At 63.2% G+C, this 15,829-nt stretch carries 15 protein-coding genes; 12 read left to right on the top strand and 3 right to left on the bottom strand.

All coding sequences use genetic code 11. The features are described 5' to 3' along the window. The first annotated feature begins 10 nt into the window (after positions 1-10). From argS to INS93_RS03315, 9 genes are all read left to right on the top strand, one after another. Entirely contained in the window at positions 11-1,750 is a 1,740-nt protein-coding gene (argS, locus tag INS93_RS03275) for an arginine--tRNA ligase (RefSeq protein WP_192980283.1), read from the top strand. Next, positions 1,751-2,425 (top strand): SPOR domain-containing protein, encoded by a 675-nt coding sequence (locus tag INS93_RS03280; RefSeq protein ID WP_192980284.1) that lies wholly within the window; start codon positions 1,751-1,753, stop codon positions 2,423-2,425. 238 nt (positions 2,426-2,663) lie between these two features. Continuing rightward, the gene (gene hslV / locus INS93_RS03285; protein WP_017678531.1) at positions 2,664-3,194 is read left to right on the top strand and encodes an ATP-dependent protease subunit HslV; all 531 of its coding nucleotides are present in this window, start codon (positions 2,664-2,666) and stop codon (positions 3,192-3,194) included. A gap of 40 nt (positions 3,195-3,234) precedes the next feature. Continuing rightward, a complete protein-coding gene (hslU, locus tag INS93_RS03290) occupies positions 3,235-4,575 on the top strand; it encodes an HslU--HslV peptidase ATPase subunit (RefSeq protein ID WP_017678530.1) in 1,341 nt (446 codons plus the stop codon). Between the two features lie 82 nt (positions 4,576-4,657). Continuing rightward, on the top strand, positions 4,658-5,029 hold the full coding sequence (locus INS93_RS03295) for a gamma-butyrobetaine hydroxylase-like domain-containing protein (protein WP_192980285.1): 372 nt from the start codon (positions 4,658-4,660) through the stop codon (positions 5,027-5,029). 296 nt (positions 5,030-5,325) lie between these two features. Continuing rightward, on the top strand, positions 5,326-7,005 hold the full coding sequence (phaC, locus tag INS93_RS03300; RefSeq protein ID WP_192980286.1) for a class II poly(R)-hydroxyalkanoic acid synthase: 1,680 nt from the start codon (positions 5,326-5,328) through the stop codon (positions 7,003-7,005). A 141-nt stretch (positions 7,006-7,146) separates the two neighbouring features. Continuing rightward, the gene (phaZ, locus tag INS93_RS03305) at positions 7,147-8,004 is read left to right on the top strand and encodes a poly(3-hydroxyalkanoate) depolymerase (RefSeq protein WP_160019091.1); all 858 of its coding nucleotides are present in this window, start codon (positions 7,147-7,149) and stop codon (positions 8,002-8,004) included. Positions 8,005-8,207: 203 nt separating this feature from the next. After that, positions 8,208-9,890 (top strand): class II poly(R)-hydroxyalkanoic acid synthase, encoded by a 1,683-nt coding sequence (phaC, locus tag INS93_RS03310; protein ID WP_192980287.1) that lies wholly within the window; start codon positions 8,208-8,210, stop codon positions 9,888-9,890. A 184-nt stretch (positions 9,891-10,074) separates the two neighbouring features. After that, on the top strand, positions 10,075-10,689 hold the full coding sequence (locus INS93_RS03315) for a TetR/AcrR family transcriptional regulator (protein WP_192980288.1): 615 nt from the start codon (positions 10,075-10,077) through the stop codon (positions 10,687-10,689). Positions 10,690-10,877: 188 nt separating this feature from the next. Here the strand turns inward: INS93_RS03315 and INS93_RS03320 are convergent, their stop codons facing one another. The 3 genes from INS93_RS03320 to INS93_RS03330 form a co-directional block, all read right to left on the bottom strand. Then, positions 10,878-11,744, bottom strand: a complete 867-nt coding sequence (locus INS93_RS03320; RefSeq protein ID WP_160019086.1) for a phasin family protein — start codon at positions 11,742-11,744, stop codon at positions 10,878-10,880. Positions 11,745-11,754: 10 nt separating this feature from the next. Continuing rightward, positions 11,755-12,201, bottom strand: coding sequence for a phasin family protein (locus tag INS93_RS03325; RefSeq protein WP_074676438.1), 447 nt, complete (start codon positions 12,199-12,201; stop codon positions 11,755-11,757). Positions 12,202-12,384: 183 nt separating this feature from the next. After that, positions 12,385-12,660: a polyhydroxyalkanoic acid system family protein gene (locus INS93_RS03330; RefSeq protein ID WP_192980289.1), complete on the bottom strand. Its 276-nt coding sequence runs from the start codon at positions 12,658-12,660 to the stop codon at positions 12,385-12,387. A gap of 146 nt (positions 12,661-12,806) precedes the next feature. Here INS93_RS03330 and ubiE point away from each other — a divergent pair, with 146 nt between their 5' ends. From ubiE to ubiB, 3 genes are read left to right on the top strand one after another with little or no spacing between them, the layout of a single operon-like run. Further along, positions 12,807-13,577 (top strand): bifunctional demethylmenaquinone methyltransferase/2-methoxy-6-polyprenyl-1,4-benzoquinol methylase UbiE, encoded by a 771-nt coding sequence (gene ubiE, locus INS93_RS03335; protein WP_192980290.1) that lies wholly within the window; start codon positions 12,807-12,809, stop codon positions 13,575-13,577. Next, complete coding sequence (locus tag INS93_RS03340; protein ID WP_192980291.1) at positions 13,577-14,194, top strand: ubiquinone biosynthesis accessory factor UbiJ; 618 nt, start codon at positions 13,577-13,579, stop codon at positions 14,192-14,194. Before ubiE ends, INS93_RS03340 begins: the two co-directional genes overlap by 1 nt. Beyond that, positions 14,191-15,774 carry a ubiquinone biosynthesis regulatory protein kinase UbiB gene (gene ubiB, locus INS93_RS03345; protein ID WP_192980292.1) on the top strand — a complete coding sequence of 528 codons (1,584 nt, stop codon included), beginning with the start codon at positions 14,191-14,193 and terminating at the stop codon, positions 15,772-15,774. The genes INS93_RS03340 and ubiB overlap by 4 nt, the downstream gene beginning before the upstream one ends. Positions 15,775-15,829 lie beyond the last annotated feature (55 nt).

The raw sequence follows: 15,829 nt of genomic DNA on the forward strand, positions 1-15,829 counted from the left end.
CGAGCCGAACATGAAAGACAGCATTCGCCACCTGATCCAGCAAGCCCTCGACCGCCTGACCGCCGAAGGCGTGCTGCCTGCCGGCCTGACGCCGGCCATCCAGGTGGAGAACACCAAGGACAAGAGCCACGGTGACTTCGCCAGCAACATCGCCATGATGCTGGCCAAACCCGCCGGCATGAAGCCGCGCGACCTGGCCGAAAAACTCATCGCAGCCCTGCCGGCCGATGAGCAGATCACCAAGGTGGAAATCGCCGGCCCCGGTTTTCTCAACTTTTTCCAGAACAGTGATGCCCTGGCCCAGCGCCTGGAAGCCGCACTGGCCGATGCCAGGCTCGGCGTACGCAAGAACGGCCCGGCACAGCGCGTGGTGGTCGACCTGTCGGCGCCCAACCTGGCCAAGGAAATGCACGTCGGCCACCTGCGCTCGACCATCATCGGCGACAGCGTGGCGCGCGTACTGGAGTTCCTCGGCGACACGGTGATCCGCCAGAACCACGTCGGTGACTGGGGCACCCAGTTCGGCATGCTGCTGGCCTACATGCAGGAAAACCCGACCGCCGCCGAAAGCGAGCTGGCCGACCTGGAAGGTTTCTACCGCGCCGCCAAGAAGCGCTTCGACGAATCCCCTGAGTTCGCCGACCGCGCCCGCGAGCTGGTGGTGCAGCTGCAGGCCGGCGACGCCGAGTGCCTGCGCCTTTGGCACCGTTTCAACGACATCTCCCTGTCGCACTGCCAGGCGCTGTATGACCGTCTCGGCGTCAAGCTGAGCATGGCCGACGTCAAGGGCGAGAGTGCCTACAACGACGACCTGCCACAGGTAGTCGCCGACCTCACCGCCAAGGGCCTGCTGACCGAGGACAACGGCGCGCAGTGCGTATTCATGGACGAGTTCAAGAATGCCGAAGGCAACCCGCTGCCGCTGATCGTGCAGAAGGCCGGCGGCGGCTACCTGTACGCCACCACGGACCTCGCTGCGACCCGCTACCGCGCTGGCACGCTCAAGGCCGACCGCGTGCTGTACTTCGTCGACCAGCGCCAGGCCTTGCACTTCCAGATGGTCTTCGCCTGCGCACGCCTGGCCGGTTTCGTACCTGCCAACATGGAAATGGAGCACATGGGCTTCGGCACCATGAACGGCCCGGACGGCCGCCCGTTCAAGACCCGCGACGGCGGCACCGTGAAGCTGGTGCACCTGCTCGACGAAGCCGAACAGCGCGCCTACAGCCTGGTCAAGGACAAGAACCCGGACCTGGCCGAAGACGAGCTGCGCAGAATCGCCCGCGTAGTGGGCATCGCCTCGGTGAAATACGCCGACCTGTCCAAGCACCGCACCAGCGACTACAGCTTCAACTTCGACCTGATGCTGAGCTTCGAAGGCAATACCGCACCCTATCTGCTGTACGCCTACACCCGCGTGGCCGGTGTGTTCCGCAAGCTGGGCAAGGGCGTGGACGAGATTGGCGGGCAAATCACCCTGGTTGCCGATCAGGAGCAAGCCCTGGCCGCCAAGGTGGCACAATTCAACGAGCTGCTTGGCAACGTCGCCGACAAGGGCACGCCGCACATCCTTTGTGCCTACCTGTATGACCTCGCCGGCCTGTTCTCCAGCTTCTACGAAAACTGCCCGATCCTGAGTGCCGAGGACGAAGCCACCCGTGACAGCCGTCTGCGCCTGGCTGCCCTGACCGGTCGCACGCTCAAGCAAGGCCTGGAGCTGCTCGGCCTGGAAACTCTGGAGCGGATGTAAATGGCAGCGCGCAAGAAGCCGGCGCCGAAACGCGGCGCCAGTCGCTATCAGGCCCCGGCGAAGAAGCCCGTACCGGGCTGGATCTGGCTGGCTTGCGGTCTGGTGGTCGGCGGTTTCTTCATGTTCCTGTTCAGCCTCGAACCGGGCCGTGACGAGATCAAGCGCGACAAGGGCGAACAGGTGCGCAGCACCAAGCCCGAGCCGAAGCCGACGCAACCCGAGCCATCCAGGCCCAAGTACGATTTCTACACCCTGCTGCCGGAGTCGGAAGTGATCCTGCCGCAGGCCCTGGAAGAAACGCCACCACCCGTGCCTGAGCAAAAGCCGGTCACCCCGGAAGAGGCCGCGAAGATTGACACTGCCCGCGCCGAGGCCGCGCTCAACGGTCAGGTGCCGCCGCCCCCGCCACCCGTGCTGGCCAACGCGCCGGTCACCACGCAGTTCTTCCTGCAGGCCGGCTCGTTCCGCAAACGCGATGACGCGGACGGCCTGCGCGCGCAGATCATCCTGCTCGGCCAGAACGTACGGGTGGAAACCGGCAAGGTGCGCGAGGAAACCTGGCACCGCGTACTGGTCGGCCCCTTCGCCAGCCGCGAGCAACTGGCCAGCGCGCAGAAGACCCTGGCAGCCGGCGGCTTCAGCAACCTGCTGTTACAGCAGCGCCAGGTCCGCTGATCGCCTGACAGGCCGTTGAAAAACGTAGGCGAGGCAGGCTGGCCGAGGCAAAAATAGCCGAAAAAGCGCAGTTTACGCGTTGTAAATGAGCATTTTGAGGCTGTTTTTAACGACGGCCAGACAACGCAGGTAGTTTTTCAACAGCCTGTTAAACCCGTCGCCGGTTGAAAAGCCGCGGAGGGCACCCCATCTGAGTTTCCATCCGGGCAAGTTCGCCCCGCAGCGTGGAGATTCACCCTTGACCACCATCGTTTCAGTGCGCCGCCACGGCAAGGTCGTGATGGCTGGCGACGGCCAGGTTTCCCTCGGCAACACCGTCATGAAGGGCAACGCCAAGAAGGTGCGCCGCCTCTACCACGGCCAGGTGCTGGCTGGTTTCGCCGGTGCCACCGCCGATGCCTTCACCCTGTTCGAACGCTTCGAAGGCCAACTGGAAAAACACCAGGGCCATCTGGTCCGCGCCGCCGTCGAACTGGCCAAGGACTGGCGTACCGACCGCAGCCTGAGCCGCCTGGAAGCCATGCTGGCAGTGGCCAACAAAGACGCCTCGCTGATCATCACCGGCAACGGCGACGTCGTCGAACCCGAGGAAGGCCTGATCGCCATGGGTTCCGGCGGCAACTTCGCCCAGGCCGCCGCGCGCGCCCTGCTGATGAAGACTGACCTGTCCGCCCTCGAGATAGCGCAGACTGCACTCGGCATCGCCGGCGACATCTGCGTCTTCACCAATCATCACCAGACAATAGAGGAACTGGACGCCCCCGAGTGACGTCCGTTCTTCATACAGATTCGATAGCGAGCCAAATTCCATGTCCATGACGCCCCGCGAGATCGTCCACGAACTCAACCGCCACATCATCGGCCAGGACGACGCCAAGCGCGCCGTGGCCATCGCCCTGCGCAACCGCTGGCGGCGCATGCAGCTGCCGGCCGAACTGCGCCAGGAAGTCACGCCGAAGAACATCCTGATGATCGGCCCGACCGGCGTCGGCAAGACCGAGATCGCCCGTCGTCTGGCCAAGCTGGCCAATGCGCCGTTCCTGAAAGTGGAAGCCACCAAGTTCACCGAGGTCGGCTATGTCGGCCGCGATGTCGAATCGATCATCCGCGACCTGGCCGATGCAGCGGTGAAAATGCTCCGTGAGCAGGAAATCACCAAGGTCCGCCATCGCGCCGAAGATGCGGCCGAGGAACGCATCCTCGACGCCCTGCTGCCACCAGCGCGCCAGGGCTTCGGTGACGAGCCGGTGCGCAGCGAGGACTCCAACACCCGTCAGCTGTTCCGCAAGCGCCTGCGTGAAGGTCAGTTGAACGACAAGGAAATCGACATCGAAGTGGCCGACTCGCCCATGGGCGTGGAGATCATGACCCCGCCGGGCATGGAGGAAATGACCAACCAGTTGCAGAACCTGTTCTCCAGCATGGGCAAGGGCAAGAAGAAGAGCCGCAAGCTCAAGGTCGCCGACGCGCTGAAGCTGGTACGCGACGAGGAAGCCGCGCGCCTGGTCAACGAGGAAGAACTCAAGGCCCGCGCGTTGGAAGCGGTCGAGCAGCATGGCATCGTCTTCATCGACGAGATCGACAAGGTGGCCAAGCGCGGCAACACCGGCGGCGCCGACGTTTCCCGCGAGGGCGTGCAGCGCGATTTGCTGCCGCTGATCGAAGGCTGCACGGTCAACACCAAACTGGGCATGGTCAAGACCGACCACATCCTGTTCATCGCCTCGGGCGCCTTCCACCTGAGCAAGCCCAGTGACCTGGTGCCCGAGCTGCAGGGCCGTCTGCCGATCCGCGTCGAGCTCAAGGCCCTGAGCCCCCAGGATTTCGAGCGTATTCTCAGCGAGCCGCATGCCTCGCTCACCGAGCAGTACAGTGCACTGCTGCAGACCGAGGGTTTGAACATCGAGTTCGCCGAAGACGGCATCAAGCGTCTGGCCGAGATCGCCTGGCAGGTCAACGAGAAGACCGAAAACATCGGCGCCCGCCGCCTGCACACCCTGCTCGAGCGCCTGCTGGAGGAGGTGTCCTTCAGTGCCGGCGACCTGGCGGGCCAGCAAAACGGCGAACCGATCCGTATCGACGCGGCTTACGTCAACGGCCACCTCGGCGAGCTGGCACAGGACGAAGACCTGTCGCGTTATATTCTGTAAGCCCGTAGCCCGGATGAAATCCGGGGACGTTCACCACAGCGTCCCGGATTGCATCCGGGCTACATCGTTTCAGGAGCCGAGCATGCCCATCCCCAGCGCGATCAAACTGCACAAGGCATCGAAAACCCTGGAGCTGCACTACGGCGAGCAGAGCTATCAGCTCAGCGCCGAGTTCCTGCGTGTGCATTCGCCCTCGGCCGAGGTGCAGGGGCATGGCAAACCGATTCTGCAGACCGGCAAGCTCAACGTCGGCCTGGAGCGCATAGAACCGGCCGGCAACTATGCACTGAAACTGTGCTTCGACGACGGCCATGACAGCGGCCTGTTCACCTGGGAATACCTGCACGAACTGGCCACCCGTCATGACCAGCTCTGGGCCGACTATCTGGCGCAGCTCAGCGCCGCCGGGAAATCCCGCGACCCCAGCGAATCGATCGTGCGTCTGATGCTCTGAGGTAACAGGAAAACCCTTGCCGCAGAGCGCTCGGCGCATCCCCCACCGACCACGTTAACGACAGTTAGGGCGAGTTTTCTAATCTATCGCGGCATACTCCTGCGCCATCGAGCAGCTTGCTTAACTTCACAAACTCGGGTAACCAAGGAACTGGCAGGTTCCCTGCATTTGGCTGTGCCAGGTGCAACGAAATACGCGGACTCGATCCGCCCCCGGTAACCCGAGCAGTACCTGGCCCTGTGTCGCCGTGCGCCCTCGCAGGCCGGTATTCGTCTCAGGACAATGGAGCGTCGTAGATGAGTGATAAGAATAACGAAGACCTGAAACGCCAGGCCTCGGAAAACACCCTGGGACTCAACCCGGTGATTGGTATCCGCGGCAAGGATCTCCTGACCTCTGCCCGCATGGTTCTCTCTCAGGCGCTCAAGCAACCCTTCCACAGCGCCAAGCACGTCGCCCATTTCGGCCTTGAACTGAAGAACGTCATGCTCGGCCAGTCCGCGCTCACGCCCGAAGACGGTGACCGCCGCTTCACCGATCCGGCCTGGAGCCAGAACCCGCTGTATCGCCGCTACCTGCAGACCTACCTGGCCTGGCGCAAGGAACTGCACGACTGGATCGAGCACAGCTCGCTGTCCGAGCAGGATGCCAGTCGCGGACACTTCGTCATCAACCTGATGACCGAAGCCATGGCCCCATCCAACAGCATGGCCAACCCGGCCGCAGTCAAACGCTTTTTCGAAACCGGCGGTAAGAGCCTGCTCGACGGTCTATCGCATCTGGCCAAGGACATGGTGCACAACGGCGGCATGCCCAGCCAGGTGAACATGGAGGCCTTCGAGGTCGGCAAGAACCTGGCCACCACCGACGGCGCCGTGGTGTTCCGCAACGATGTGCTGGAGCTGATCCAGTACAAGCCGATCACCGAGAGCGTGCACGAACGTCCGCTGCTGGTGGTGCCACCGCAGATCAACAAGTTCTACATATTCGACCTGTCGCCAGACAAGAGCTTGGCGCGCTTCCTCCTGCGCAGCCAGGTACAGACCTTCGTGGTCAGTTGGCGCAACCCGACCAAGGCGCAGCGCGAGTGGGGCCTGTCCACCTACATCGAGGCGCTCAAGGAAGCCATCGACGTGATCTGCGCCATCACCGGCAGCAAGGACGTCAACATGCTTGGCGCCTGTTCCGGCGGCTTGACCACCGCTTCCCTGCTCGGCCACTACGCTGCGCTTGGCCAGCAGAAGGTCAGCGCCCTGACCCTGCTGGTCAGCGTGCTAGACACCCAGCTAGATACCCAGGTGGCCCTGTTCGCCGACGAGAAGACCCTGGAGGCCGCCAAGCGCCGCTCCTACCAGGCTGGCGTGCTGGAAGGCAGCGACATGGCCAAGGTATTCGCCTGGATGCGTCCCAACGACCTGATCTGGAACTACTGGGTCAACAACTACCTGCTCGGCAACGAGCCGCCGGTGTTTGACATCCTCTACTGGAACAACGACACCACGCGCCTGCCGGCCGCGCTGCACGGCGAATTCATCGACATGTTCCAGACCAACCCGCTGACCCGCCCGGGCGCGCTGGAAGTCTGCGGCACACCGATTGACCTGAAGCAGGTCACCTGTGATTTCTTCGTCGTCGCCGGCACCACCGACCACATCACGCCGTGGGATTCCTGCTACAAGTCGGCGCACCTGTTCGGCGGCAAGTGCGAGTTCGTGCTGTCCAACAGCGGCCATATCCAGAGCATTCTCAACCCGCCGGGCAACCCCAAGGCGCGCTACATGACCAACAGCGAGATGCCGCTGGACCCGAAGGCCTGGCAGGAAAGCTCGACTAAGCACGCCGACTCCTGGTGGCTGCACTGGCAAACCTGGCTGGCCGAGCGTTCGGGCGAAACCAAGAATGCTCCACGGGCGCTGGGCAACAAGAAATTCCCGGCCGGCGAAGCCGCTCCGGGCACCTATGTACACGAACGCTGATTTTCAGTTTCAACCGCAGCGGCACCGGGAAGTGCCGCACGCCACGACGGTCTGACCGGCGTGGAACCAGGTAACCCCTGGTAACCCTGGAGGCGGCCCGGACGGCCCTCTCCAGCGCTCAACTCCACAGGGGCTGCGCCTATGCCGCAACCATTCGTATTCCGCACCATCGATCTCGATGGGCAGACCATCCGCACTGCGGTGCGGCCAGGCAACAGCCAGTTGGTGCCGCTGCTGATCTTCAACGGCATTGGCGCCAACCTGGAGCTGGTGATGCCCTTCGTCGCCGCCCTGGATCCAGAGCTGGAGATCATCGCCTTCGACGTACCCGGTGTCGGCGGCTCCTCCACGCCGGCTACGCCCTACCGCTTCCCTGGCCTGGCCAAGCTGGCGGCGCGCATGCTCGATTACCTCGACTACGGTCAGGTCAATGCCATCGGCGTGTCCTGGGGCGGCGCCCTGGCGCAACAGTTCGCGCATGATTATCCCGAGCGCTGCAAGAAGCTGATCCTCGCCGCCACCTCGGCCGGCGCGGTGATGGTGCCGGGCAAGCCCAAGGTGCTCTGGCGCATGGCCAGCCCGCGACGTTATGTGCAGCCGTCCTATGGCGTGCGCATCGCCCCGGACATCTACGGCGGTGCCTTCCGCCGTGATCCCAAGCTTGCCATGGCTCATGCCAGCAAGGTGCGCTCGGGCGGCAAGATGGGCTACTACTGGCAGTTGTTCGCCGGCCTCGGCTGGACCAGCATCCACTGGCTGCACAAGATCCGCCAACCGACCCTGGTGATGGCCGGCGACGACGACCCGCTGATTCCGCTGATCAACATGCGTCTGCTGGCCTGGCGCATTCCCAACGCCGAATTGCACGTGATCGACGACGGCCACCTGTTCCTGGTGACCCGCGCCGAAGCGGTGGCGCCGATCATCATGAAGTTTCTCGAGGAGGAACGGCACCGCGCGGTGATGCACCCGCAACCCGCGCCCGTGCGCCAGCACTGATCGCACCAGCATGGTGCGCAATGCTCTGTGTGCTCGACAAAGGGGCCGTTCAAGGTCTCATGTTTTTCGGCGCGGCGCTCTGGAATGCAGTTCCCGCGTGTCTGGTACAGGGCTTGCTGCACACTGTGCACAAGTACAAGGTGCGCGTCAGGCAGTCCGCGCCATGAAAGTCTCTAGACGGTTTGACGATGGAGTGTTGCCCCATGCGAGACAAGTCGAACCCGGCTTCACTGCCGGCACCTGCCAGTTTCATGAACGCCCAGAGCGCGGTGGTGGGCGTGCGCGGTCGCGATCTGTTGTCCACCATGCGCCTGCTGGCAGCCCAGGGCCTGAAGAATCCGGTGCGCAGCGGACGTCATCTGCTGGCCTTCGGCGGCCAGCTTGGCCGCGTGCTGCTCGGCGACACCCTGCACAAGGTCAATCCGCAGGACGCGCGTTTCGCTGATCCGACCTGGCACCTCAACCCTTTCTACCGGCGCAGCCTGCAGGCCTATCTGGCATGGCAGAAACAACTGGCTGCGTGGATCGACGACAGCGACCTGTCGGCCGATGACCGAGCCCGTGCGCGCTTTCTCGCATCGCTGATGAGCGACGCCCTGTCGCCCTCCAACAGCCCGCTCAACCCACAGGCGCTCAAGGAGCTGTTCAACACCGGAGGTAGCAGTGCATTCAAGGGGTTGCGCCACCTGCTCGACGACCTGCTGAACAACGACGGTCTGCCTAGCCAGGTCAGCAAACATGCCTTCGAGGTCGGTCGTAATCTGGCCTGCACGCCAGGCGCCGTGGTGTTTCGCAACGAGCTGCTGGAACTGATCCAGTACAGGCCGATGAGCGAGAAGCAGTACCTGCGCCCACTGCTGATCGTGCCGCCACAGATCAACAAGTACTACATATTCGACCTGTCCAACGACAAGAGCTTCGTCCAGTACGCGCTGAAGAACGGCCTGCAGACCTTCATGATCAGCTGGCGCAACCCCGACCCGCGCCACCGCGAATGGGGCCTGTCGAGCTATGTGCAAGCCGTCGAGGAGGCCGTCGATGCCTGCTGCGCCATCACCGGCAGCAAGGACGTCAATCTGCTCGGTGCCTGCGCCGGCGGCCTGACCATCGCCGCCATGCAAGGCCACCTGCAGGCACGCCGCCAACTACGCAAGATTTTCAGCGCTACTTACATGGTCAGCCTGCTCGATAGTCAGATCGACAGCCCGGCGATGCTCTTTGCCGACGAGGAAACCCTCGAGTCGGCCAAGCGCCGTTCCTACCAGCAAGGCGTGCTGGACGGTCGCGACATGGCCAGGGTATTCGCCTGGATGCGCCCCAACGACCTGATCTGGAACTACTGGGTCAACAACTACCTGCTCGGCAAGCAGCCGCCGGCCTTCGACATCCTCTACTGGAACAACGACAACACCCGTCTGCCTGCGGCGCTGCATGGCGACCTGATCGATTTCTTCAAGCACAACCCGCTCAGCCGTCCAGGTGCGCTGGAGGTCTGCGGTACGCCGGTGGATCTGGCCAAGGTCAACGTCGACAGCTTCAGCGTGGCCGGCATCAACGATCACATCACGCCCTGGGATGCGGTCTATCGCTCGACCCTGCTGCTTGGTGGCAACCGCCGTTTCATCCTGTCCAACAGCGGGCATATCCAGAGCATTCTCAACCCGCCAGGCAACCCCAAGGCCAACTATTACGAGAACACCAAGCTTACCTCCGACCCACGCGCCTGGTATCACGACGCCACACACCAGCAGGGCAGTTGGTGGCCACAGTGGCTGGAGTGGATGCAGGCGCGCTCCGGCGAGCAACGGGAAACGCTGATGGCGCTGGGCAACCAGAACCATCCGCCGATGGAGGCCGCGCCCGGCACCTACGTGCATATCCGCTGAAGCGGGCATGCTACGAAGAAAGCCCGTGGGCATGCGCGCCCCTCATCCGGCGCTTCGCGCCACCTTCTCCCAAGGGAGAAGGGCATAGGAGGTGTCGCTACGCAACTTTTACTAAAGGGATGGCCGGCTTCACGCCGGCCGGTTATCGTCAGCCATTCGCGCCTAATCGAACAAGAAGCCAAGGATGAAAACCCGCGAGCGCATTCTGCAAGCCGCCCTGCAGTTGTTCAACGAACAGGGCGAGCCCAATGTTTCTACCCTGGAGATTGCCAACGAGCTGGACATCAGCCCGGGCAATCTCTACTACCACTTCCATGGCAAGGAGCCGCTGGTACTGGAGCTGTTCGAACGCTTCCAGAGCGAGATGGCGCCTTTGCTCGACCCGCCCGCAGAAGCCCGACTGGATGTCGAGGACTACTGGCTGTTCCTGCACCTGATCGTCGAGCGACTGTCGCAGTACCGTTTTCTCTTTCAGGATCTGTCCAATCTGGCCGGGCGCCTGCCAAAACTGGCGCGCGGCATTCGCCACTGGCTGAACGCGCTGAAACGCACGCTGGCCTCCCTGCTTGCCCGCCTGATGGCCGACGGTCAAGTGAACAGCGGCACCCAGGCGCTCGGCCAACTGGTCGAGCAGATCACCCTGACGCTGCTGTTCTCCCTCGACTACCAACGCATCCTCGACCAGGAAGGTGAAGTGCGCCTGGTGGTGTACCAGATCATGATGCTGGTGGCGCCACACCTGAACCAGCCCTCACGCAGCACCGTCGAGCACTTGGCGCAGCGCTATCTGGAAGCCTGAAGCGCAGCCGTGCGCACGCCAATGACACGCTGGGAATGTAGGGCGGGTGCAACCCGCCAGAGCGCAAATGGCGGGTTACACCCGCCCTACAAAGCCGAGACGCATCCACGGTTGATGCGCATGGCCCGCCCTGTGAGCAGAAACGCAAACGCCCGGCACTAGGCCGGGCGTTTTTGATCCTGAGACACTCAGGACGGCGTGGCTGGAGTTGCCGGGGTGGCAGCCGGAGCCGGTGCAGCTGCCGGCGTTGCAGCGGCGGCCGGAGCCGGAGCCGGTGCAGCCGGTTTCGGCGCAGCTGCCTTGGGTGCTGCCGGTTTCTTCGCAGCCGGCTTCTTCGCTGCAGCAGGCTTGGCTGCTGGCTTGGCTGCAGGCTTGGCGGCGGCCGCTGGCTTGGCAGTGGGTTTCGCTGCGGCCTTGGCTGCCGGTTTCGCCGCAGGTTTAGCTGCCGGCTTGGCGGCTGCAGGTTTCGCGGCAGCCGGTTTGGCAGCGGGCTTGGCTGCAGCTTTGGCAGCAGGCTTGGCGGCCGGCTTCGCAGCAGGTTTGGCAGCTGCTTTCGCAGCCGGCTTGGCGGCAGCCTTCGCGGCAGGTTTGGGCGCAGCTTTGGCAGCAGGCTTGGCGACCGACTTGGCCGATACGCCAGTGATTTTCTCCAGCTGCTTGGTCAGGCTGTCGACCTTGTCATTCAACGCCTTGACCTCATTGCGGCTGGGTACCCCCAGACGCGAGATGGCATTGTTCAGACGCTTGTCAAAAGCCTCTTCCAGCTCACCCCACTTGCCGATTGCCCTGTCCTTGACCTCATCGACCTTGGACCTGGCAGAGCCAACCTTGGAGCCGACACCGGCTTTCACTGCATCGACCTGCTTGTCGACTTCGCTCTTGGCCTGCTTTTCAGCCTTCTCGCCGTCCTTGACCAGCGTGTCGAACAGCTTGGTGCCGTCCTTGCTGACCTTGGAATAAGCGCCCAAGCCTGCCAACCAGATCTGACGCGAGTATTTCTCGACCTCGCCGATCCAGGAGCTGGTCTGTTTCTCGGTTTTCTTCTTAACAGCCATCCTGATCTCCTTATTTGGTACGCGCGACATGCTCGAGCAACGCGCTCAGCTCATCCAGCTTAGCAGAGAGTGCTTCAACATCCTGCTTGGACGGAATGCCGATACGGTTCAGAGCGGAAGCCACACGAGTATCGAAAGCCTTCTCGATCTTGTCGAGTTGAACTTCGACCTTGCCTTTAACGCTGGTGACATTGCTGTTGACCGACTGCTTGACCGATTCGATCTGGCTGTTGGCGGCTTCTACCTGCTCGTCGACCAGCTTCTTGCCTTTGCTTTCGACGCCTTCACCGGTCTTGACCAGCTCCTTGAAGTATTCGGCCCCTTCGCTACCCGCCTTGGCGTAAGCGCCCAGGCCAGCGAGGTAGATCTTGCGGGCATAGCCCTTCACGTCGTCGAACAGACCGGCTTTGTCTTCGACAACAGCTTCTACTTTTTTCTTCACGGCAACTTTCGACATGGTGCACCTCACGCGCTTTTACAGTTAGCGGAAACGCCCACGGAATGCAGGCTTGGGTACACCCTAAGGAGAAAAATTAGAAATCGCATACTAAGAGCGGCTGCAAGCTTCAGCGCGGTGGATCACGCCTCATCGATCCACCAACCTGGTGGATGTAAAAAGCGACATCCACCGCCTGCAGGATCAGGCCAGCGACTTGTCCAATACCTGCTCGATTTCGCGCTGGATCATGCCGCCCATGGGCGACAGCAGCAGCCCGAGCTTGAGCTCGACACGCACGGTGTTTTCACCCACCGCGATGCTGCCGTCAGCACCGCTGCGCTTGAACTCCAGGGTGTCGCCGTTCCAGCGATAGCGCACGTCGTACTCGCTGGCCAGGCGTTCGGCCAGGCGCTCGGCTTTCTCCCGCGCGGCCTCGCGGCCAAGGGAATGGGATCGTTCGACACGAATGCGGGACATGACAGCTCCTCGATCAGGCAGGCGCCGCAGCACTGCGGCATGAAGTCACAGCACTCTAACAGCCCGCCAACCCACCTGGCACCCAGGCAAGACAAAGGCAGCAGGCGGCTTTAGAATGGACAGGTTTTTTACCTGGTGAGAGCGACATGAGCGATCCACGCAAGGCCCACGAGCAGGAACCCACCACCCACTTCGGTTTCCAGGATGTGCCGGAAAGCCAGAAGGCGGAGAAGGTAGCCGAGGTCTTCCACTCGGTGGCAGCCAAGTACGACCTGATGAACGACGTGCTGTCCGGTGGCCTGCATCGCCTGTGGAAGCGCTTCACCATCGAGCTGTCCGGCGTGCGCACCGGCAACCGCGTGCTGGACATCGCTGGCGGCACCGGAGACCTGACCCGCAAGTTCGCCAGCATCGTCGGCCCGACCGGCCAGGTGGTGCTGGCCGATATCAACGACTCCATGCTCAAGGTCGGTCGTGATCGTCTGTTGGACAAGGGCGTGGCCGGCAACGTGCAGTTCGTCCAGGCCGACGCCGAGAAGCTGCCGTTCCCCGACAACCACTTCGACGTGGTCACCATCGCCTTCGGCCTGCGCAACGTCACCCACAAGGAAGACGCCCTGCGCTCGATGCTGCGCGTGCTCAAACCCGGCGGGCGCCTGCTGGTGCTGGAGTTCTCCAAGCCTGGCAACCCGCTGCTGGCCAAGGTCTACGACACCTACTCGTTCAGCTTCATGCCGCTGGCCGGCAAGTTGATCACCAATGACTCGGAAAGCTACCGCTACCTGGCCGAGTCGATCCGCATGCACCCGGATCAGGAAACCCTCAAGGCGATGATGGTCGACGCCGGCTTCGAGCGCGTCACCTACCACAACATGACTGGCGGCATCGTCGCCCTGCATCGCGGCATAAAGCCTTAATGCTCATCACGGGCTTGCTGGCAGGCGTCGAGGCGGGCCTCAACCGCGCCCTGCGCCTCGACGGCACGGCGTTGCCGCGTCTGCAGGCGCTGGCCGGGAAGGTCATCGCCGTGCAGTGCCAGAGCCCGGCACTGGAGCTGTTCATTCTGCCCAGTGGTGATGGTCTGCAACTCGCCGCACAGTGGCATGCACCCGCCGACTGCACCCTCACCGCACCTGCCGCCAGCCTGGTGCGCCTGGCCCTGAGCCGCGAGAAAACCGCCATCCTGCATCGCCCGGAAGTGTCGCTCGATGGTGACAGCGCGGTGCTGCTGCAACTGGCCGGTATCCTGCAGGATCTGGAGCTGGACTGGGAATACGAAATCTCCCGCTGGCTCGGTCCGGTGGCCACTACCCTGCTCGCCGGTCACCTGCGCAGCCGGGTCAATCTCGCCAGTCACGGCGCCGCCAGCCTCAAGCAGAATCTGGCCGACTACCTGGCCGAAGAATCACGCACCCTGGTGGGCCAGCGCGAAGCCGATGCGCGTTTCGCCGAGCTGGATCAACTCAAAATCGCCCTCGACCGCCTGGAAGCACGCATCGAGCGCCTCACTTCTGCCAATAAGTCCGACGCATGAAGCTGCTTGCCGTTCGCCGCCTGTTGCGCATCCAGCGCGTAGTCATCCGCTATCAACTGGACGAGATGCTCCTCGAGCTACCGCTGCCGTTCTGGCTGCGCGCGCTGTCCTGCCTGCTGCCCTGGCGCTGGCTGCCACGCAAGCCGCTGGAGCTGTCACGCGGCGCACGTCTGCGTCTGGCGCTGGAAGACCTGGGGCCGATCTTCATCAAGTTCGGCCAACTGCTGTCCACCCGCCGCGACCTGCTGCCACCGGATATCGCCGATGAGCTGGCGCGCCTGCAGGATCAGGTGCCGCCCTTTCCGGAAGATCAGGCCATCGCCCTGATCGAGCGCCAGCTGGGCGCCCCGGTGAGCGAGCTGTTCGCCCGTTTCGACAGCCAGCCGCTGGCCTCGGCCTCGGTAGCTCAGGTGCATGCTGCGCAGCTGAAAAGCGGCGAGCAGGTGGTGGTCAAGGTGGTGCGTCCCGGTCTCAAACCGATCATCCGCCAGGATCTGGCCTGGCTGTTCCTGATCGCCCGTATCGCCGAGAAAGCCTCGGCCGATGCACGCCGCCTGCGCCCGGTGGAAGTGGTCAGCGACTACGAAAAAACCATCTTTGATGAACTCGATCTGCTGCGCGAAGCAGCGAACGCCAGTCAGTTGCGGCGTAACTTCGAAGGCTCGCCACTGCTCTACGTGCCGCAAGTGTATTGGGACCTGTGCCGCCACCAGGTGCTGGTGATGGAGCGCATCTACGGCATCCCGGTGACCGACCTGGCGACCCTGGCCGACCAGCGTACTGACATGAAACTTTTGGCCGAACGCGGCGTGGAGATCTTCTTCACCCAGGTGTTCCGCGACAGCTTCTTCCACGCCGACATGCACCCCGGCAACATCTTCGTCAGCACTCGCACGCCCTGGAGCCCGCAGTACATCGCCATCGACTGCGGCATCATCGGCAGCCTCACCGATGAGGATCAGGACTACCTGGCGCGCAACCTGATCGCCTTCTTCAAGCGCGACTACCGCAAGGTCGCGCAGCTGCATATCGACTCGGGCTGGGTCCCGGCCGACACCAAGGTCAACGAATTCGAGGCGGCGATCCGCACCGTGTGCGAGCCGATCTTCGAGAAGCCGCTGAAGGACATTTCCTTCGGCCAGTTGCTGCTGCGCCTGTTCCAGACCGCCCGACGTTTCAATATGGAAGTGCAACCGCAACTGGTGCTGCTGCAGAAGACCCTGCTCAACATCGAAGGTCTGGGCCGTCAGCTCTACCCCGATCTGGATCTGTGGAGCACCGCGCAGCCCTTCCTCGAACGCTGGATGCGTGAACGCATCAGTCCGCTACATCTGCTGCGCAACCTGCAGCAACAAGCCGAGCAGGTGCCGCACCTGTCACAGATCGCCCGCGACACTCTGGAGCGTCTGCAGCAACCGGTACAGGTCCGGACCAGCGCACCGCGCGACCACTGGACGCTGCGCCTGCTTGGTGCGGCACTGATCGGCGCCGGGGCCATGCAAGGCCTGGCCCCCCTGCTGGCCACCTGGCCAGCCTGGCTGATGGTCGGCGGCGGACTCTATCTGGTGCTGCGCCGATAGCCAGTTGGCTGCGGCACTGGCACACTTGGTTAATTCACGGGCCGCGACCCGGCGA

The organism is Pseudomonas sp. EggHat1 (assembly GCF_014892995.1).
GTDB classification, from domain to species: domain Bacteria; phylum Pseudomonadota; class Gammaproteobacteria; order Pseudomonadales; family Pseudomonadaceae; genus Aquipseudomonas; species Aquipseudomonas chaetocerotis.